Below are 20,268 nucleotides of genomic sequence, written 5' to 3' on the forward strand. Positions count from 1 at the left end.
ACCCCTCCTGCCTTCCGTCCGAGTTTCCTCCGCCAGCCGCGGCTGTCCGGCGTGCTGGTCCTCGCTCTTGGAGCCCTCGCTGGCTGCGAGAAGAGCAACCCCACGCCTCCGCCCGCTGCACCGGCGGAGCAGCCCGCGGCGGCGGCACCGGCCCCCGCGGCTCCTGCGGTTCCCCATGAAGTCACGCTCCTGGTTACGGGCGGCGCCTTCGGCCAATTGCAGCCCGTCGATGGCAAGGGCGGCGCCGCGGAGATGCTCGGCCGCTGGGTGGCCGACGAGAAGCACTGTCCCGGCCCCGTGAAGGAGGGCCAGGCCCCCTGCGCCGACTCCGGCACGCTGGCGCTCGCCACCGGCGACCACTGGAACGGCCCGGCCATCTCCTCCTTCTTCCTGGGCACGCCCACCGCCGAGGTCATGGGCCGCATGGGCTACGCGGCCTCCGCCATGGGCAACCACGAGCTGGCCTTCGGCAAGGAGGCCTTCCTGAAGAACCGCGCCGCGGGCGGCTTCCCGTTCCTCGCGGCCAACCTCAAGGTGAAGGATCCGTCGCTCGCGGGTGACCTGTCCCTGCCTGCCTTCCAGGTGTTCGAGCGCCGCGGCCTGAAGATTGGCGTGGTGGGCCTCGCCTCGGAGAAGACGGTGCGCACGGCCATGGCCGGCCGCGCCGAGGGCCTGGAAGTCACCGGCTACGAGGACGCGCTCTCCAGCGCCGTTCCCGAGGCCCGCAAGGCCGGCGCGGACGTGGTGGTGGTGGTGGCCGACACCTGCGTCACCGAGCTGCAGCCCGTCGTCGCCAAGCACGCCGACTGGAAGCTGGCGCTGGTGGCGGGTGGCCGCTGCCCGCAGCCGGTGGACACCAAGGAGGGTGACACCACCTTCGTGTCGCTGGACCGCGGCTTCAACAAGTACTTCCGCGCGCAGCTCAAGTTCGACCCGGCGAAGCCCGCTGGCGAGAAGGTGACGGCGGTGGACACGAAGCTCGTCGACGTGGCCGGCGGCACGCCGGACGCCGAGACGGCGCAGCTCATCGCCAAGTGGAAGGCGCAGCTCGACGAGGTGCTGGGCCAGCAGATCGGCTTCACCAAGGCCGGCATCCCGCAGGCGTCGCCGCTGATGGCGAAGTGGGTGGCGGGCGCGGTGCGCGAGGTGCTCAACGCCGACGGCGCCATCCTCAACAAGGGCGGCATCCGCGGCGACCTGCCGGCCGGCCCGATTACCCGCGGCAGCATCTACTCGGTGATGCCCTTCGAGAACACGCTCCTCGTGGTGAAGCTCAACGGCGAGGACCTGTCGAAGCAGCTCGCCAACCCCAACGCGCTCATCGCCGGCTTCACCCCCGCCGGGAAGGGCAAGTTCAAGGACGCCAAGGGCAAGGCGTTGGACCCGAAGAAGGAGTACTCGGTGGCCACCGTCGAGTACCTGTACTTCGGCGGTGACGGCTTCGAGTTCGAGAAGCTCGCCCCCGAGCCCACCGAGACGGGCATGGCCTGGCAGACGCCGGTGGTGGACTGGACGAAGGGCAAGGAGTCCAGCGAGAAGAAGCCGCTGGAGAAGCTCATCAAGTAGGCCGCACGCTTCTCCGCTGTACTCCGAGGCGCCGGTGGGACTCCCGCGTGGGTCCCCCGGCGCTTCGCCGTTTCAGAGCCCGGAGGGCGCCGGCGCCATCGGCACGCCCGGGGCCGCCGCGGGCGAGGGGGAGGCCGGGCCGCACACGGCCTCGTAGCGGGCCAGCGCGTCGTGCACCGTGCGCCGCAGCCGCTCCGGGGTGCTCTCGTGGAGCATGTCCGCGGCGAGCTGCTGCGTGGAGAGCGCCTCCGGGCAGCGGCCGAGCTGGAAGAGAATCGTGGACCACGTGTCGAGCACGGACGGGTTTCCGGGCGCCAGGGCCACGGCGCGCCGGGCCGCGGCCAGCCCCTTCTCCGGCTGCGACGTGCGCGCGTAGAAGCCGGCCAGCCCGTTCTGCGCGCTCATGCTGTCGGGCAGCAGTTCCACGGCGCGCAGCCGCGCGGTCTCCTGCTCCTCGGAGGTGTTGCCCGCAGCGTCCAGCGCCTGCGCCAGCACGTCCCAGGCCTGGCCGCTGTCCGGGTGCCGCTCCACGAGCTGCTGCGCCAGTCCCAGCCGCCGGGACGGGTCCACCGTGGAGCGGATGCGCAGCAGCGTGGCGGCGACGTTGCCCGGGTCCTCCTTGAGGGCCTGCGCCATCTCCTGCTCCACATGATGGGCGCGCTCCTCCGGCGACGCGGCCCCGGGTGTCATGAGGTAGAGCTGGGCGCGGATGGCGTGCACCTCCGCGGGCTCCAGCGTGCGCATCTGGAGGGGGCTCGTCACCGGCACCAGCGGGGCGGTGATGGTGGGGTAGACGACGTGGCGGCCTCCATAGACATACGCGTGCACCTCGCCGACGAGGTCCTTCACGCCGCGGAAGGACTCCTCCCACGCCGCCCGGGGCTCCTCGCCCGCCATGAGGCGCGTCTGGAAGTCGTCGAAGCGCTCGGCGTGGCGGCTGATGAAGAAGTGCACCCACAGCCACGAGGACGCGTAGTAGTTGCGCGACTCCGCGGTGCCGAGCAATCCCTTGCCGTCCCATTCCCACAGCTCGTTGAGGCTGCGCCAGCCGTTGCGCTGCACGTGGGCGAGGAAGCCCGAGTGCAGGCCGCCGAGGACGACCTCGTGCTTGTCCGGCCGCAAGTCAATGGACTCCAGGTAGGCGGCGAGCCCCTCCGATAGCCAGCGCGGCTGGCGCACCAGGGCGAACTCGGAGAGGTAGTGCGTCAGCTCGTGCGCCTGCGTGCCCACGTCGGCCGGGGCCTCGCTGAGGGCGTAGGCGTTGCCGGCGAGCACCAGCACCGGGCCGTCCTGGGTGGTGGCGCTGAAGCCCTCGATGCGGACGTTGGTGAACTCCTCCAGCGCGGTGCGGTTGCGCAGGACGATGACTTCCACCGTGCCCGGCGGGTCGAAGGTGCCGGCCCACGCCTGGAGCAGTCCCTGGCGGAGCAACTCCAGCTCGCGCGTGGCCTCCTGCGCGGTGTCCCCGTCCAGGTTGGTGCGAACGCTGAAGTGGGGACTTCGCACCTCGACCCAGGGGCGCCCGCCCTCGGCGGGGCAGAGGGCACGCATGTTGGCGCAGCCCGAGAGCAGGCTCAGCACCAGGCCCAGGACGGACACCGACATCCGACACGTCATGGACCCGAGTTTTCCCACAACCCGCGCCGCGAGGGCAGGGAGGGGGGCCGGCGCCTGGGTTAGAGTGTCAGGCCATGGAGATGGCGGAGTTCATCGAAACGCGCCGGCCGCGCTGGGAGAAGCTGGAGGCGCTGCTGGACAGGTCCGAGTCCCACGGCCTTCGCGGGCTGAGCCTGGAGGAGGCCCGCACGCTGGGCAAGCTGTACCGGGCTGTCTCCAGTGACTTGCTCTGGGTTCGCGCGCGCAGCGGCTCGGCGGATGTGAGCGCGTACCTGAACGATTTGGTGGGCCGGGCCTATGCGCTCACCTACCCGGGGAGGCGCCCGCGCTTCGCGGACGTGTGGAACTTCGTGTCCCGGGGCTTCCCCGCGCTGATGCGCCGGGAGTGGCGCATGTATGTGGCCTCGGTGCTGCTGCTGCTGGCGGGGACGGGGTTCGGATACCTGGGCATGATTGTGGACCCGGACGCCGCGCACTACCTGGTGCCGGCCGAGCACCTGAACCTGGACCCGGTGAAGCGCGCCGCGGACGAGGCGGCGGGGGATGGGATGACGGCGGGGCAGCAGGCCCACTTCTCCGCCTTCCTCTTCACCCACAACATCCAGGTGGCCTTCCTGGCCTTCGCGCTGGGAATCACGATGGGGCTGGGCACGGCCATCATGCTCTTCGTCAACGGCCTGTTCCTGGGCGCGCTGGCGCAGGTGTACGCGGCGAAGGGCATGGCGGGCTGGTTCTGGGCGTGGATTCTGCCGCACGGCATCCCGGAGATTTCCGCCATCTGTATTGCAGGTGCAGCGGGGTTGGTGATTGCGCGTGGGCTGGTGGCGCCGCGCGGCCTGCCGCGGGGGCAGGCGCTGCGCCAGGAGGCGGTGACGGCGGTGAAGCTGCTCTTCGGGACGCTCGTGCTGTTCGTGCTCGCGGGCTTCATCGAGGGGACGATTTCCCAAATCCATCCGCCGAAGCTCTCGGTGGCGTTCAAGGTCTCCTTCGCGCTCATGGTGGGCGCGGGCGTGTACGCGTACCTGCTGTCCGACTGGCTGCGCGGCGGGAAGGCGGGCGCGGAGGACGGGGCAGGCGAGGCCGCCCCGGCGCCGTGATACACCGCCCGCGTGACTGAGCGCCTTGCCCTGCCTCCGCTTCCGCCCGAGCCGGAGGTCCTCATCGAGAGCCCGCGCTTCTCCTTCGTGAAGCGGCGCGCGGACGGGGCGGTGGACTTCGTGTCGCCGCTGCCGTGTCCGTACAACTACGGCAGCATCCCCGGCCTCGTCTCCGATGACGGGGACCCGCTGGACGCGGTGGTGATGGGCCGCAGGCTTCCGCGCGGGCAGCGCGTGCGCGTGCCCGTGGTGGCGGTGATTGGCTTCATCGACGCGGGGCGGGGGGACCCGAAGGTGGTGTGCAGTGCCTCGCCGCTGACGGCCTGGGAGCGCGCAGGGCTGGAGCGCTTCTTCCGCGTCTACGCCTTCTTCAAGCGCGGCCTGCACCGCATGCGCGGCAATGTGCCCGACACGCGCTTCGTGGGATGGCTCACGCCACCAGGGGCTTCGTCATCCGCAGCAGGCGGTAGGTGAGCAGGCCCTGCTCCAGCGGTCCCACCCACTTCTCCTCGCCGAAGCCCATGCGCGTCCAGAAGCGCAGGGCCGCGGGATTCGGCTCTGCGACTCCGAGCCGGAGCAATCGCGCGCCCTGACTCCGCAGCCACTCCTCGTACGCGCGGATGACGGCCTCGCCGCGCCGGTGCCCTCGCACCTCCGGGGCCAGCAGCATCAGCCCGAGGTACCACTCACCGGGTGACGGGAAGTCGCTCACGCCTTCCAGGATGCCCACCAGCGCGCCGCTCGCGTCCCGCAGCGCCACGAGGTGTCCGCGCTCCGGGCCCAGACCCGGTGGACGCTCGCCCGGCATCTGCTTCGCCTCGTCGTGGCGCGCGGGCCTTCCGTAGCAGCGCTGGAAGAAGTCCTCGCAGCGCTCCAGCAGCGGCTGGAACAGGTCCACGTCGGCGTCGGCCACGCGCTCGGCGGTGAGGTCGGCGGCCTGGAAGAGAGGGGCCATGGCGTGCCGCTACAGCACGCCGCGCGCCTTGATGTCCAGATAGCGATTGACGGCCGCGAGGCTCAGTTCATCCGGCTGCACGTCCATCATCTGCACGCCGCCCTGGCTCACCCGCGCCTTCAGCACCTCGCGGTCCGTGAGCAGCTCGGAGGCCACCGCCTGCTGGAAGGCTTCCTCCGGTCCCGGCGGCGGAGTGCGCAGCAGCTTCTGCAGCGCGGTGTCCTTCACCGACAGACAGAGCGGCACGTGCCGCCGCGCCAGCCGGTGCAGCGGAGCCACCATGGTGGAGGCCTGCTCCTCGTCGAGGAAGTCCGTGAACACGCACAGCAGGCTGCGGCGCGTGAGGCGGACATTCAGCTCCTTGAAGAGCGCCAGGTAGTCCACGTACGTGAGGCTCGGCGTGGTGGAGTAGAGCGCGTCCACCATCTTCCGGTACTGCCCGCGCCCGGCCGCTGGCGGCAGGTACGTCTTCACTCCGTCCGCGAAGACGGCCAGCCCCACCCGGTCTCCATTGCGCACCGCCACGAAGGCCAGGAAGAGCGCGGCATTCACCGCGTGGTCCAGCTTGGTGAGGCCGTCCACGTGCGCCGCCATGGAGCGGCCCGCGTCCACGCAGATGAGGATGGACTGCGAGCGCTCGGACTCCATGACGCGCGTCACCGGCCGGTTGCGCCGCGCGGTCGCCTTCCAGTCCACGTCGCGCACGCTGTCGCCCTGCGCGTAGTCACGCAGGCGGGCGAACTCGCTGCCGCGCCCGTCTCGCCGCAACTGACGCAGGCCCAGATTCACCAAATCCAGCGCGGCGCCGGACAACAGCAGCCGGCTCGCCCCGCGCAGGTCCGGGTACACGGAGATGGACGTCGCGGAGGGGAAGGCGCGCTCGTGGAACACGAGCCCCAGCGGCCCGCGCACGCGCACGTGTACGTCGCCGAACTCGAAGCGGCCTCGCTTCGAGGGCGTCACCCGGTACACCCAGCGCGCCTCGCTGTCCGGAGGCAGGGACAGCGGCGCCTCCTCCGGCGAGGCCGTGAAGGACTCCGGCACGTCGTCCTTCACCCGCACGTCCACCGTGCCCGAGCCCCGGTGCACCAGCCGCAGCTCCACCTTGTTGGGCACGCCGACGTTGAGCCGCTGCGGCAGCACCCGGCGCACCTCCAGGCGCCCCCGCCGGGCGGAGAGCAGGTCCACCCCGGCCAGCGCCAGCGCCAGCACGTCCAGCGCCAGCACGACGCCGCCGAGGCCGGGGAAGAAGCCCGCGGCCATCATCGGCAGCGCCAGCAGCGCCAGCAGCCCCCAGAGGCGCGGAGTGGGAATCAACGCGGGACCTCCACCCCCTGCACCACCTCGCGCAGCACGTCCGACGGCGTGGCCCCGTCCAGCTCCGCGTCCGGCGACAGCAGCAGGCGGTGCTTCAGCACCGGGCCCGCCAGGAAGCGCACGTCGTCCGGCGTGACGAAGCCACGCCCCCGCAGCGCCGCCAGCGCCTTCGCCGCCAGCAACAGGTGCACGCCCGCGCGCGGGCCCGCGCCCAGGCGGATGCGCGCCGACGAGCGCGTGGCCGCCACCAGCTTGCGGATGTACGCCAGCACCGCCGGCTCCACCGTCACCTCGTTGAGCGCCGCCCGCGCCGACAGGAGGCCATCCTTCGCCACCGCCGCGTTGACGCCCGCGCGCTGCAGGTCACCAGAGTCGAAGCCCCGGTGCACCGAGGCCAGAATCGCGTCCTCCTCCTCCGGCGCGGGGTAGCCCACTTCAATCTTCAGGAGGAAGCGGTCCAGCTGCGCCTCGGGCAGCGGATACGTGCCCTCGGACTCCACCGGGTTCTGCGTGGCGAACACCGTGAAGAGGGGAGACAGCGCGAGGTTGCGCCCCTCCATCGACACGCCGCGCTCCTGCATGGCCTCCAGCAGCGCGGACTGCGTCTTCGCGGGGGCGCGGTTGATTTCGTCCGCCAGCAGCAGGTCCGTGAAGATGGGGCCGCGCACCAGCACGAAGGACTGCGACTTCAAGTCGAAGACGCTGGTGCCGAGGATGTCCGCGGGCATCAGGTCCGGAGTGAACTGGATGCGCTTGAAGTCCGCGCCGATGCTGCGCGACAGCGCCTTGGCCATCAGCGTCTTCGCCACGCCGGGCACGCCCTCCAGCAGCACGTGGCCGCCGGCGATGAGGCCGCACAGCATCAGCTCGAGGGCCTCGTCCTGGCCCACGACGGCCTTGCGCACCTCGTTCAGCACGCCCTCGCGGATGGCGTGGGCGGCCTGCACGGCGGTGCCGCTGGAGGCGAAGGAGGGAGCGGTATCGGTGACGTTCATGTCGTTCCGGGAGTGCTGCGCCGGCCCGCGCCGGCGGTGTGGAGTCGTTGCCGCAGCCCGGCCGCGTTGGCGGCGAGCTGCTGGAGGTCGGAGTCGCTGGCCACCGTGTCCGCCTCGGCGGCCACGGCCTGGAGGCCCTTCGCCAAATCCTCGCGGCCCCGCTCGCGCAGCCCCTGCGCCACCGAGGCGGCGGGCGAGTGCGCGGGCAGGCCCGCGTGCAGGGCCAGCTCCTGCGTGAGCCCCCTGGTGATGAGGCCCGCGGCGAAGGCGTGGTGCCGGCCCTCGCGGTACAGGCGGCCCATGGCGAAGAGGGCGTCGGTGGCGCCCACGCGCACGGACTCGGGCGGCGGGTGGGGGCGGCCGAAGCGCTTCAGCGATACGGACCAGAGCGCCACGCCCAGCAGCAGTTGCACCACTGCGAAGTGCAGGCCATAGCGCCGCGCGAAGTCCACCACCGAGCGCTCGTTGGTGAAGCCGTGGTGGAACTCGTCGAACTCGTACGGGCCGGGGCCCATGGCGGCCAGGGCGCTCAGCCAGAACTGCGCGTTGTCCGCGCGCGACAGCGCCCGGTTCATCGCCAACTCCGGTGCGCCCACCACCAGCACGCGGCCCTGGCCATACGGCACCACCGCCGCCACCACCTGGCCCAGCCGGTCATCCTCCAGCACGGGCACCGCGGACGTTGGCAGCGTCAGGTAGCCCTGCACCTTCGCCTCCACGCGCTCCACGCCCAGCGTGTACGGCGTGGGCAGCGGTGGCACCAGCGTGCGCATGGGCAGCGTGGTGTCCGCCTTGGTGAGCTTCACCTGCAGCGCGTCCAGCAGCGGGTTCTCCCGCGAGCCCCACGGCACATAGACGAGCGTGCCGCCGTTGCGCACGTGCTCCAGCAATGCCTTGGACTCGGTGTCGTCGAGCGCCGCGGCGCGGAAGGCGTTGAAGCCGGTGCGCGGGACGTCCTCGTCCGCGAGGCCGGCGTCGGGCTCGGCGGCCAGCTGCGTCTGGTCCGGGTCCGCCTCGTACGCCTCCTCCACTTCCACCGCGAGCAGCACGGGCGTTGCCGTCTGCTGCCCGTCCCCGTCCATGATGCGCAGGTCCGCCATGCGGCGGGCCACGGGCAGGCCGCTCTCCTGGGCCAGCAGGAAGAGGGCGCGCGCGCCGTCCTCCTGCGCGCGGAAGGTGGACAGCGTGTCGGCGAACTCGCCGCGCTGCGCGCTCTTCACGAGGAAGGTGCCCAGCACGACGGTGAGCACGAGTCCGCCCACCACCAGCAGCGGGAAGCGGTCACGCACCGGCGGCCTCCGGCGTCGGAGCGGGCGCGGCCAGCAGCGGCGCGGTGAGCGCGCGGAACTCGCGGTAGCCCTCCACGCCCACCGGCACGTTGCCGTACCAGGCGAAGTCGAAGCGGCGCGTCAGCTCACGGAAGGGCGGCTTCCACTCCGCGCGGCCGCGGAACTGGCGCAGGTAGTCCCAGTTGCTCAGCGTCACGTCGTACAGGATGGCCCCGTCGCGGTGCAGCCGGGACAGCAGCGCCAGGTACAGGCTGCGCACCGCCTCGCGGTACTCGCCCTTCGCGGCCAATTCGTCGGCCAGGTGCGCCCAGCCCTCGGGCGGGCGGGACAGCGCGTGTGCCGGGTCTCCCGCCAGCGCCGCGGCGTCCAGTGTGGACACCTCCAGCCCGGCCCCGTCCGCCTGCTTCGTTCCCTTGTTGAGGTACACAATCAGCAGCCCGGCCAGCACCAGCACCGTCAGCGTCACCAGCACCATGACGAGCACGTTGGCCACGGTGATGCCGCTGACCCACTGGGCGTTGTCCCTCGGCTCCGGGGCCTCCTCCCGCTCGAAGAGCTTCTTGAGGAGCTCTCCCAGCCAGTCGATGAAGCGCCGCCACCAGCCCGGCGGCTCCGGGGGCACGAGGTCCTCCGGGGCGTCCTTCTCCGCCTTCGGCGGCGCCACCTGAAATTCGGGCCGCGCGAGGATGTCCTTCGCCCGCGCCGAGGCCACCCGCGCGTCCGCCTTCGCCTGGGCCTCGACGGTGCCCCGCGCCTGCTCCAGTCCATGCTCCAGCGTGGCCATGGCCGTGTCGCAGTCCTGCTCGTCCAGGGCCTGGCGCTCCACGGTGCGCACCAGCCGCTCCAGCTTGCCCGCCTCGGCGGGGCCCAGCGCGCCCAGCGACTCGAAGCGCTTGTCGTCCGAGCGGCCATCGGACTCGCACGCGTCGGCGACGGCGCCCAGCCGCTTCACGGCCTCACGGGAGGAGGTGACGTGCCCGCGTGGCGCGCTCTCCGCGAGGGCCGGGCTCCCCGCCAGCAACATCCCCGCGCCGAGCACCGCCGCCAGCACCGCCGCGCTCCTGGAGCCCGGCGAGCCCAGCGGCCGGCCCGTGTTGCGCGCGGGGAGTTGCTGCACGGCGGCGAGCAGGTCCAACCCCTCCTGCCGCACGCGCCCGTCCACCAGGAGCAGCGTGGCCAGCGCGGCGCGCACCGGCTCGAAGAGGGCGAACGTCGCGGCCCCGAGGAACAGCAGCCACGGCGGCGTGTCCAGCGAGGCGAACCGCTCCGCGAAGGTCAGGTCGATGCCCGCCAGCTTGCGGGCGAGGATGAGCGCGAAGTTGGCGGCGATGTGCAGGTTGAAGAAGGCCAGGAGCTGCACGCTCATCAGCAGGCGCACCAGCAGGGCGGTGCCACGCGCCGGGCCCAGGAGCCGCGAGCACAGGCCATACAGCTTCAGCGGGCTGCCCTTGCCCTGCATCATCGCCGCGTAGCCCACGCCTTGCGCGGCGAACACGAAGAAGCCGATGCCCAGCGACAGCGTCGTCACCAGCGCGTTGAAGGCGAAGAGGTACGCCACCGCGATGAAGAGGCCGGGCGCGCGGCCCAGCGCGGCGCGCATGGAGGCCCACGCGCCAGGCTCGCCCTTCGTGCCCAGCAGCAGCTCCTGGACGTAGTGGCACGCGGCGCCCTGGCACAGTCCGCGGAGGTACCACGCCAGCGTCAGCGCCAGCGAGGGCAGGGCGAGCGGCCGGCCCATGCGCACCGCCTCGGCGAGGTACAGCACCGCGGCGGTGACGGCCGCGCCGCCGGGCAGGGTGAGGGCCCAGACGCCGGTGTTGCGCGCGCACAGCCGCAGCGCCGCGTCCATCAGGGCCACCGCGCCCCGGGGGCGCAGCTCGAGTGCGTTGACGGCCATGCGCTAGCTCGCCGCCATCTGGGAGACGAGGAGGATGGCCCCCCAGACGAGGCCCACCCCCACCAACGCCAGCACCACGTTGCCCGGCGTCCACTCGCGCCGCTCGCCCGGGCCCTCCAGCGCCTTGAGGCGCTTGTCCAGGCAGCTCGCGCAGCGGTTGATGCCCTCGAACTGCGTGGTGCACTCCCGGCAGATGACGCGCCGGCACTCCACACAGACGCCGAGGCCGGCGCGCTCCGGGTGGTAGTGGCAGCGGCCCGAGCCCTGAATCATGCCGCCACCTTACGCAAACCCGGGCCCGCCATACCACCCCCCGAAGGAGCGACTAGAGCTCGTCCAGGAACTCGTCGTTGTACGTGTAGCGAGACAGCCGCTTGACGAGCGCCTCCATCGCCTCCACCGGCTTCACCGCGAAGAGCATCTGCCGCAGCTTCTTCACCTTCTCGTACTCGCGCAGCGTGAAGAGCTTCTCCTCCTTGCGCGTGCCGGACTGGGCGATGTTGATGGCCGGGAAGACGCGCTTCTCCGCGAGGAGCCGGTCCAGGGTGACTTCCGAGTTACCCGTGCCCTTGAACTCCTCGAAGATGACCTCGTCCATGCGGCTGCCGGTGTCGATGAGCGCCGTGCCGATGATGGTCAGCGAGCCCGCCTCCTCGGTGGCGCGCGCGGCGCCGAAGATGCGCTTGGGGCGCTCCAGCGCGCGGCTGTCCACGCCGCCCGACAGCGTGCGGCCCGAGTTGTCGATTTCCTTGTTGAAGGCGCGCGCCAGACGCGTAATCGAGTCGAGCAGAATCACCACGTCCTTGCCGGACTCCACCAGCCGGCGAGCGCGCTCCAGCGCGAGCTCCGCCACCTTGAGGTGGTCCGCCGTGGGCCGGTCCGAGCTGGACGCCAGCACCTCGGCCTTGATGCTCCGGCGCATGTCCGTCACTTCTTCCGGACGCTCGTCGATGAGCACCACCATGACGTGGCACTCGGGGTGGTTGGCCAGCACCGCCTGGGCGATGCGCTGGAGCATGATGGTCTTACCCGTCTTCGGCGGGGCGACGATGAGCGCGCGCTGACCCTTGCCGATGGGGGAAATCAGGTCCAGCACCCGCGTCACCATCTCCTTGTGGCCGTTCTCCAGCTTGAGCCGCTCGGTGGGGTCCACCGACGTCAGGTCCGCGAAGTGCGGCAGGCGCGGGGCGCCCTCCAGCGGCCGGCCGTCCACGGTGTCGACCTTCTGCACGACGCCCTTGTTGCCGCGCATCTGCGCGAAGGCCGTGAGGTACTGGCCCTGACGCAGCCGCAGCTTCTGCACCAGGTTCTTGGGCAGCTCCGGGTCATCCGGCGCGGCCAGCAGGTTGCGTTTGACCTGCCGCAGGAAGGCGTTGGGGCCTTTCGCCTCCGTGTCCAGCACGCCCTCCACCGGGGCCAGGTTGGACTGCGGCGCGACCTGGTTCTGCGGGCCGCCGTGCTGCTGGCGCTGCTGCTGGTGGTGGTGATGCTGCTGCTGGCCGCCCTGCTGCTGCTGTTGTTGCTGCTGCTGGGCCTGGCGCTGGCGGTACTGCTCCACCTCCTGCGGCGTCAGGAAGACCTGGACCTGCTGGCCGTCGGGGCTGGCCTGCATGCGGTAGGCCTGACCGTCCGGAGTGAAGAGGACCTGCGCGCCACGACGACGGCGGCGGCGGCGGCGGCGGCGGCCGCCCGCCTGGCCGGGCTGTCCGGGGGCACCCCCGGCAGTGGGGCCACCCGCGCCCGCGGCGTCGCCCTCGTCGGGACCCTCGTCGTCGCCCTCATCGCCGCCGTCGTCGTCCGCTTCGGGCGGAGGCGCCGGCCGGGCGGCCATGGGCATCGGTGGGGTTTCACGAGGGTCGCGGTTATCGGAGTTTTCGCTCATGGGGTTTCCAGACTGCGCGCGTCCCATGCAGACCCGTCCCGGAGGAGGCGGAGACGCGAGTGACTCAGGCTGTGGGACAGGGTGCCGGACGCGGGGCCTTGTGACGAGCAGGCCGAACCGCCGGTCCCTGAAGCGCCCTGGCGGCTCGAGGCCGTCCGGGGTGCATGGACAACACTAACAGAGGCCGGCGGCGGTGCCGCCGGTTTTTTCACCCCCGCCGCACCCTGGTGTTGGGCGGACGACCTCATTCCACCGTGAGGGTGAAGGGCATCATCGCCTTCATGCCCGGCTGGAGCAGCTCCAGGTTGAGGCCCGTGGAGCGCGCCAGGGCGCGGAGGGGCTCGGGGATGGCCGGAGGGGGCTCGGGCAGCAGGGAGAGCACCGCCCGGACGCCCGGCTCCCCGCCCAGCCCGGAGAAGAAGCCCCGCGCCTCGCCCATGATGATGAGGTCCAGCTCCTCGTCCGCGGGCACGCCGGCCCGTGTCCTGGCGGCGTCCACCGCCTCGGGCAGGCCGCCCAGCCGGTCCACCAGCCCGCGCGCCTGCGCGTCCTGGCCGCTCCACACGCGCCCCTGGGCCATTTCATGCACCTTCGCCTTGTCCAGCTTCCGCCGCGCGGCCACCTCGGTGATGAAGATGTCGTACGAGGCATCAACCCAGGCCTGCGCCGCCGTCTGCTCCTCCGGCGTCCACGGCCGCCACGTGTCGAACATGTCCGACAGCGGGCCTCGGGTGATGCTCACCTGGCTGACGCCGAGCATGCCTCCCAGGAGCCCCTCCAGCGCGGGCTTCACGTAGTAGACGCCGATGCTGCCCGTAATCGTGGGCGCCAGCGCGAAAACCTCGTGCGCGCCCATGGCCGCGTAGTAGCCGCCGGACCCGGCCACGTCACCCATGGAGGCGATGACGGGCTTGTGCTTCGCCGCATCCATGACGGCCTGGTACATCAGGTGCGAGGCCAGCACGTCGCCTCCACCCGAGTCCACGCGCACGACGATGGCCACCACCGCCGGGTCCGACTGCGCGCTCTCCAGCGCCCGCACCACCGTCTCCGCGCCGGCAATCTGGCTGAAGCCCAGCGGGTCCTCGCGGCTGCGGCCCCCGGAGATGGTGCCAATCACCGGCACCACGGCGATGCGACGCCGGCGGCCCCAGCGCCCCTCGCGCTCGTCCCTCGGCGCGTAGGTGGTGCTGAAGTGGGCGCCCGGCACCAGCTCCTTCACCTTCGCGTCCAGCTCGGTGGGGAGGATGACGCCGTCGAGGAAGCCCAGCTCCTGCGCCTTCTTCGCGGTGGCGAGCCCCGTGGCCCACAGCTCATGGAGCCGCTCGGGCGGGTGCTTGCGGGACTCGACCACGCCCTTCTTGTACCAGGCCGTCTGCGTGTCCAGGTACGCGTTCACCTGCTCCTTCCACGGCTCGCTGGGCTCGGTGTTGGCGAGCTGCTCCGTCGCGGCCTTGTACTTGCCCACGCGCGCCACGTCCCAGTGCACGTTCAGCTTCTGGAACGTCCCGCCCAGCGTGTTGAGGTGCGCCGTCAGCCCGTTGATGGGGAGCATCGACTCCGGCACCGCGTAGATTCTGTCCGCCGCCGAGGCCACGAAGTAGCCCGCGTCGTCCGCCGACAGCAGCACCGCCATCACCCGCTTGCCCGAGGCGCGCAGCCGCAACACCGCCTGCCGCAACTCGTCCGCCTTGCCCCAGCTCACGCCGGGCATGCCCTCCATCTTCAGCACCACGCCGGACAGCCGCTCGTCCTTCGCGGCCAGGTCCAACCACCGCGTCAGCTTGAGGTACGGGTCCGTGCCGCTGGCGCCGAGCACCGTGAGCAGGGGACTGGTGCCTCCGGCCAGCACGTCGTTGAGGTCCAGCATCGTCACCACGCCGCCGGGCGGGCGCAGCGCGCGGTAGCTCTCGCTGGACAGCCGCAGCGCCACCACGTGGTCCGTCCCGTCCTCCGTGCCGCCCGCCGCGTAGGTGAGGCCCAGGCCGGACGTGTCCACCGTGGCCGCGAGCTGGAGCGCCAGCGGCACGCCGCTGACGAAGCCGTGGGACACGCCCGCGCCCACGCGCAGGCCCGGAATCACCTCCGCGTTCAGCGTGTACGTGGCCTTCCCCTGGCGGAAGGCCCCCTCGGAGAAGAGCCAGTCCACGCCCAGCGTGTAGCGCTCGTCCAGCGGACGCACGCCCAGGCCCAGGTTGTACTGGCGCTTCAAGTCATACGGGCCCTCCTGGGGCGCGTTGATGTCGCGCACCACCGCCGCCAGCGACAGCGCGCGCGCCGGCCGCGCGGTGAGGCCCAGGTCGAAGGTGTCCAGGTCGTCCAAATCACCATCGTCCGAGCTGAAGGCGTGCCACGCGCCGCCCAATTGCAGCGTGCGCGGGCCCACCGACAGGCCCAGCGACGTCTTGCGGTAGTCCGGCTGGGCGTGGCCGCGCACCCACTCCATGGAGAGGCCCGCGCCCAGCCCGAGGAAGCGCGAGGCGAGGAAGACGCCGTCCCCCACGCCGTCCTGCACGAGGTTGCGCTCGTGCAGGTAGAAGAGCTGGCTGCCGCCGACGTAGCCGAGGCCGGCGGGGTTGAGGGAGAGGGAGGTGGCCTCGTCCACCAGGGCGGCGCCGGTGGGCGGCAGCGTCACGCCGCGCGAGGGCAGTTGAGCGGAATCGATGGCCCCTGTCTGGGCCACCGCGAGGGAGGGAAGCAGCAGGAGGGCGAGCAGGCGCATACGGCCCGGGACTCTAGGCGCCGAGCGCCCCGGGACAAGCGCCTCGCGTCACCAATCCTCGGTTCCGGACACCCCGTCGAGCGGGTCGTCGGCTTTCTTCTTCTTCTCCGAGGCCTTCGTCTTGCCGCCGCGGTCCTCGGCGCTCCAGTCCTCGGTGCCGCCGCGGTTGTCCAGCGGGTCCGAGCTGCGCGACACCTTCTCGCCGCTCGAGTTCACCATCTGGTTCACCATGCGCTCCAGCTCCTGCTTCAGCTGGCCGTACTCGTCACCCTGGAGCACCGCGCGCCGGCCGCCGAGCCTCTTGCCGCTCTTGATGTCGTAGTAGCCCAGCAACAGCTCGGAGCCGACCTCCTGCGCCTTCAGCGTGCCCACCATGACGCGCTCCAGCCCCAGCGACTGGCCCAGCGCCGACACGCCGCGAGACTGCTGCCCGGCGCGCATCACCTCGCCGGCCACGCGGTCCAGCTGCGCGTCGTAGGCCTTGTACTCGGGCGTGGGCACCAGGTCCGTGCTCACCTCCACGTCGTCCGGCGTCACCTCGATGAGCTGCCCGTGCTGGCGGAAGCCGGGACGCTCCAGCCGCAAGAGGTGCTTGCCGATGGGCAGCGTGGACAGCGTCACCGGCGTGTAGCCCACCTGCTCGCCGTCCAGGAACACCCGCGCGCCGGCCGGCCGGGACTTCACCACGGCGCCGCCACGGAGCTGCGCGGAGCGGCCGGTGGCCACCTGCACGCGCAGGGCGAGGTAGTCCCGGCCGAAGCGCTTGGGGTTGAGCTCGAAGGTGGGGTTGAGGGCAATCAAGTCCATCAGCGCCAGCTTCGCCTCCTCCACGTCGCCGCGAAGCTGCAGCAGCGCGCCGTAGAGGGCCAGCGACTCGCACAGCGGCGAGCAGCCGCGCATGGCGCCCGCGGCCGTCTCCAGCTCCTTGAGGGTGGCGCGAACCTTCTTCTCCGCCTCCTCGTACTCCTTCTTGTCGAAGGCGGCGACGCTCTCCGACAGGCCCTTGCGCGCCTTGTCCAGCGACGCCTTGGCCGCCGCGTCCTCCGGCAGGCCGAAGAGCTCCTCGGGCTTGCGCACCGTGAGGCCCTCGAAGTTGCCGAGGGCGTCATTCATGTAGCCCTCCATCTGCACACTGGTGGACTCGGAGGCCGGGTCCATGGGCACGACGAGGCTGGTGATGCGCCGCGCCGGCGGTGGCGCCGCCAGGGCCAGGGAGGGGAGGAGGGCGAGGAGAAGGGCTTTCATGGGGGGAGCACCTCGGCGCGGGCGACGCGAGCCGCCCGCCAGACATTCATTCCCTGTGCCTTTTTTAGAAGCCGACGCCGCCGTTGACGGGGTTCCAGCCCTTGCCCTTGTCCTGCGTCACCACGAACACCGTGCCCGCCGTCACCGCCGCCACGCCGCCCACCACGGCCCAGAAGGCGGGGCGCTTCAGCAGCGAGAAGTCCGGGCCGCCGCCGCGCTCGGAGACGCGGGGCGCCATGGCGCCGTTGACGAAGCCGCGCACCTGGTCCGCCGCCGCGGCCGGGCCGTGCTTCGGGCTGCCGGAGGCCAGCTCGATTTCCACGCCGCGCAGCCGCGCCTTGGAGCGCAAATCCCACGCCTGGAGCTCCGCCTCGGCGCGGCCCTTCCTGTCGCGGGACACCGCGGCCAGCACCACGTAGCGGGCGCCCAGCCGCTCACCGATGGCCCGCGCCTCGGGCGGGACGGTGTCCTGGTCGAAGGCCTCCTCCGTCGCCGCCTTGGAGGCGAAGTCGCGCACCGCGGCCAGGCCCGGCGCGGGCTCCAGCTTCGCCTTCACGTCGGTGGGCTTCGAGGACTTCACCTCCGCGTAGAGGGCGTAGGACGTGTAGCCGGGCAGCGACACCACGACGGGGTGCTGGCCGGCGGGCACCTCCAGGTTGCGCACCGGTGTGATTCCCACCTTGCGGCCGCGCACCCGCACCTCGGCGCCGGCCGGCTGCGAGTCCACCGTCAGCGAGCCCTGGGCCAGCCCGCGCACCGCGCCGCGGGCCTCCTCGTAGGCCTTCTGTACCTCCTGGCTGAAGAGGGCGCTGTCCGGGCGGGCGGTGGGCTCGGCCACCACCGCGTGGGTGAAGGCCTCCTTCGCGCCAATCATGTCCCCGTTGAGCTGCCGCGAGGCGCCCAGGAAGACGTACGTCTGCGCCAGCCGCTCCGTGCTCATGTCCGCCGGGGCCTGCGTGTACGCCTCCGCCGCCGCCTTGAACTTCTTCTCCGCGGCCTCGGGGTCCAGGTTGTCGTAGGCGGTGCGCCCCTCCTCGAAGAGGGTGTCCGCCTTCGTCAGCGGCACGGGCGCGGGCGGCGGGAAGGCCGCCCCCAGGTCCACCAGCGTCACGTCGCCGGTGCCCAGGTGGCGCAGCAACTCGCCCTCGAGCTTCACCGCCGCGTCCTGCGCGTTGGGCGTGCGCGCCACGGCGAACAGCACCACCGGGCCGGAGGCCGTCAGCACGGCGGGCTTCTCGACGACAGGCTTCTCCACGACGGGCTTCGCCGTGGGAGGCGGGGGGAGCTGCGGCATTGCCGGCGTGGCCACCGCGGGCGTCGCCGGCTTCTCCAGCGGCGTCACCGGCGTGTCGTGCCCGGCGGGGGTGGGCTTCGAGTCGGGCTCGCCGAAGACCATGGGCTCCGGCGACTCCACGTCCGTTGTACCCGCCGTCTCGGTGGCCTCCACGGGCGGCGCCTTCTTCTTCTTGTTGGAAGGCGCCTTCTTCTTCTTCGCCACCTTGGTGACGGCCGGCTTCTTCCGGGTGACCTTCCTCTTGGTGGTCTGCGCGTGCGCGGGAAGGACGGCCAGCAGCAGCGCGAATAACAGGGCGAGTCGGCGGAACGTGTTCACGGGGCCGGAGCCTAGCCGAGCAGGGGGGCTTCCTCAAAAGCCCCAGGCCGTCACCCCGGCCCCACCGGGTGGAGAGAGACCCGCGCCACCCCGGGGAGGGGGGGCGCGGGCCCGATTCCGGGGACCGAGGGCGCTAGACGTCCAGCTCCTGGACGTCGCTGGCGCGCTCCATGATGAACTTGAAGCGGGCGCTCACGTCCTTGCCCATCAGGTCATTGATGAGGCGGTCCGTCTCCAGCGCGTTGTCGATGGTGACGCGCAGGCTCATGCGGTTCTTCGGGTCGAGCGTCGTCTCCTTCAGCTCGTCCGGCGTCATCTCGCCGAGACCCTTGAAGCGCATGATGTTGGGCTTCGCATTGCCCTTGGTCTTCTCCCGGATGATGCGGTCCCGGTCCGCCTCGTCCAGCGCCCAGTACGTCTCCTTGCCGATGTCCACCCGGTACAGGGGCGGCTGGGCGATGTGGATGGTGCCGCCTTCAATCAGCGGACGCAGGTGCCGGTAGAAGAACGTCAACAGCAGCGTGGCGATGTGGTGGCCGTCGCTGTCCGCGTCCATCAGCAGGAAGACGCGGCCGTAGCGCAGCTTGGAGATGTCGAAGTCCGAGCCGATGCCGCAGCCCAGCGCGGAGACGATGTCCTGCAGCTCCTTGTTCGTCGTCACCTTGTCGGTGGACGCCTGCTCCGCGTTGAGCACCTTGCCGCGCAGCGGGAGGATGGCCTGGGTGCGCCTGTCGCGGCCCTGCTTCGCGGAGCCGCCTGCGGAGTCACCTTCCACGATGAACAGCTCGCTCAGTCCCGGGTCGGTCGAGGAGCAGTCCGCCAGCTTGCCCGGCAGGTTGAGCCGGTGGCTGACGGCCGACTTGCGGCTGATGGCCTGCGACGCCGCGCGGCTCGCCTCGCGCGCGCGGGCGGCGAGGATGATGCGGGCCACCACCGCCTCGGCGATGGACTTGTTGTCGTTGAGCCACTTCTCCAGCGCCGGACGCAGCACGCCGTCCACCTGGGCCGTGGTTTCGGGGTTGTTGAGGCGGCCCTTCGTCTGGCCCTGGAACTGCGGCTCCACGACGTAGGTGGAGAGAATCGCCACCATGCCCTCGCGGATGTCCTCCGCGGTGAGCGTCACGCCCTTGGGCGTCAAGTCATGGGTCTCGATGTAGTTGCGCACCGCCTTGACGACAGCGCCGCGCAGGCCCGCCTCGTGCGTGCCGCCCAGGTTGGTGGGGATGCCGTTGACGTACGAGCGGATGTGCTCGTCCGTGGCCTCCGTCCACGCCAGCGAGGCCTCCAGGCGCACGCCGTTGTCACGCGAGTGGTAGAACGTCGCGCTGCCCGGCGGCACCATCGGCTTGTTGCGCTCCGCCACCACCTTGGTGAGGTACTCGGCGATGCCGCCGTCGTGCTTGTACGTCACGTGCGTGTGCGGGTGGGCCGTCTCGTCCTTCCAGACGACCGTCATTCCCTTGTGGAGGTAGCTCTTCGCCTCCAGCCGCTCGCGCACCAGCTCCGCGTCGAACTTCAGCTTCTCGCCGAAAATCTCCGGGTCCGGCTCGAAGGTGACGGACGTGCCCGTGCCGCGCGCGGGGCCGTCCACCTTCAGCGCGCTGGTGGGCTTGCCGCGCGAATACGTCTGGACGTGCTTCTTGCCGTCGCGCTTGATTTCGATGACGAGCTTGCGCGACAGCGCGTTGACCACCGAGCTGCCCACGCCGTGCAGACCGCCCGAGTGGATGTAGTTGCCCTGCTCGAACTTGCCGCCCGCGTGAAGCGTCGTGAGGATGACCTCCACGGCCGGCTTCTTTTGCTTGGGCATGATGTCCACGGGCATACCGCGCCCGTTGTCCACCACGGAGATGCTGCGGCCGTCCTTGTGGAGCGTCACCTCGATGGTGGTCGCGAAGCTGTTGATGACCTCGTCCACCGAGTTGTCGACAATCTCCCACAGCAGGTGGTGATACCCGGTGCTGTCGGTGCCGCCGATGTACATCGCCGGGCGCTTGCGCACCGGCTCCAGGCCCTCGAGGACCTGGATGTCCGCGCCTGTATAGCTTTCCTTCTTCGTCGCCATGGCGTCCTC

General features: G+C 71.4%; 15 protein-coding genes. 3 read left to right on the forward strand and 12 right to left on the reverse strand.

The window, feature by feature from the left end:
- Positions 1-51 precede the first annotated feature (51 nt).
- Complete coding sequence (locus ACVTJA_RS16205; RefSeq protein ID WP_465837274.1) at positions 52-1,566, forward strand: bifunctional metallophosphatase/5'-nucleotidase; 1,515 nt, start codon at positions 52-54, stop codon at positions 1,564-1,566.
- 72 nt (positions 1,567-1,638) lie between these two features.
- Here ACVTJA_RS16205 and ACVTJA_RS16210 read toward each other — a convergent pair whose 3' ends face one another.
- Complete coding sequence (locus ACVTJA_RS16210; RefSeq protein ID WP_465837275.1) at positions 1,639-3,171, reverse strand: tetratricopeptide repeat protein; 1,533 nt, start codon at positions 3,169-3,171, stop codon at positions 1,639-1,641.
- A gap of 86 nt (positions 3,172-3,257) precedes the next feature.
- Between ACVTJA_RS16210 and ACVTJA_RS16215 the strand changes: the two genes are divergently transcribed.
- Positions 3,258-4,280, forward strand: coding sequence for a stage II sporulation protein M (locus tag ACVTJA_RS16215; protein ID WP_465837276.1), 1,023 nt, complete (start codon positions 3,258-3,260; stop codon positions 4,278-4,280).
- Between the two features lie 12 nt (positions 4,281-4,292).
- Positions 4,293-4,754, forward strand: coding sequence for an inorganic diphosphatase (locus tag ACVTJA_RS16220; protein WP_465837277.1), 462 nt, complete (start codon positions 4,293-4,295; stop codon positions 4,752-4,754).
- Here ACVTJA_RS16220 and ACVTJA_RS16225 read toward each other — a convergent pair.
- From ACVTJA_RS16225 to ACVTJA_RS16275, 11 genes are all read right to left on the reverse strand, one after another.
- Positions 4,711-5,235 (reverse strand): GNAT family N-acetyltransferase, encoded by a 525-nt coding sequence (locus ACVTJA_RS16225; protein WP_465837278.1) that lies wholly within the window; start codon positions 5,233-5,235, stop codon positions 4,711-4,713. The genes ACVTJA_RS16220 and ACVTJA_RS16225 overlap by 44 nt on opposite strands.
- Before the next feature lie 9 nt (positions 5,236-5,244).
- Positions 5,245-6,552, reverse strand: coding sequence for a DUF58 domain-containing protein (locus ACVTJA_RS16230; protein WP_465837279.1), 1,308 nt, complete (start codon positions 6,550-6,552; stop codon positions 5,245-5,247).
- The gene (locus ACVTJA_RS16235) at positions 6,549-7,547 is read right to left on the reverse strand and encodes an AAA family ATPase (RefSeq protein ID WP_465837280.1); all 999 of its coding nucleotides are present in this window, start codon (positions 7,545-7,547) and stop codon (positions 6,549-6,551) included. The genes ACVTJA_RS16230 and ACVTJA_RS16235 overlap by 4 nt, the downstream gene beginning before the upstream one ends.
- Positions 7,544-8,836, reverse strand: a complete 1,293-nt coding sequence (locus ACVTJA_RS16240) for a DUF4350 domain-containing protein (protein WP_465837281.1) — start codon at positions 8,834-8,836, stop codon at positions 7,544-7,546. The genes ACVTJA_RS16235 and ACVTJA_RS16240 overlap by 4 nt, the downstream gene beginning before the upstream one ends.
- A complete protein-coding gene (locus tag ACVTJA_RS16245) occupies positions 8,829-10,733 on the reverse strand; it encodes a DUF4129 domain-containing protein (RefSeq protein WP_465837282.1) in 1,905 nt (634 codons plus the stop codon). The genes ACVTJA_RS16240 and ACVTJA_RS16245 overlap by 8 nt, the downstream gene beginning before the upstream one ends.
- Positions 10,734-10,736: 3 nt before the next feature.
- Positions 10,737-11,006, reverse strand: a complete 270-nt coding sequence (locus ACVTJA_RS16250; RefSeq protein WP_206720238.1) for a hypothetical protein — start codon at positions 11,004-11,006, stop codon at positions 10,737-10,739.
- A gap of 52 nt (positions 11,007-11,058) precedes the next feature.
- Positions 11,059-12,615, reverse strand: coding sequence for a transcription termination factor Rho (rho, locus tag ACVTJA_RS16255; RefSeq protein WP_465837283.1), 1,557 nt, complete (start codon positions 12,613-12,615; stop codon positions 11,059-11,061).
- Positions 12,616-12,859: 244 nt separating this feature from the next.
- Complete coding sequence (gene sppA, locus ACVTJA_RS16260) at positions 12,860-15,337, reverse strand: signal peptide peptidase SppA (RefSeq protein ID WP_465837284.1); 2,478 nt, start codon at positions 15,335-15,337, stop codon at positions 12,860-12,862.
- Between the two features lie 48 nt (positions 15,338-15,385).
- Entirely contained in the window at positions 15,386-16,582 is a 1,197-nt protein-coding gene (locus tag ACVTJA_RS16265; protein WP_465837285.1) for a PEGA domain-containing protein, read from the reverse strand.
- Between the two features lie 64 nt (positions 16,583-16,646).
- Positions 16,647-18,194: a PEGA domain-containing protein gene (locus tag ACVTJA_RS16270; protein WP_465837286.1), complete on the reverse strand. Its 1,548-nt coding sequence runs from the start codon at positions 18,192-18,194 to the stop codon at positions 16,647-16,649.
- Positions 18,195-18,327: 133 nt separating this feature from the next.
- On the reverse strand, positions 18,328-20,259 hold the full coding sequence (locus tag ACVTJA_RS16275; RefSeq protein WP_465837287.1) for a DNA gyrase/topoisomerase IV subunit B: 1,932 nt from the start codon (positions 20,257-20,259) through the stop codon (positions 18,328-18,330).
- Between the last annotated feature and the right edge of the window lie 9 nt (positions 20,260-20,268).

The sequence above is a fragment of the Pyxidicoccus sp. M6 genome (genome assembly GCF_055568925.1).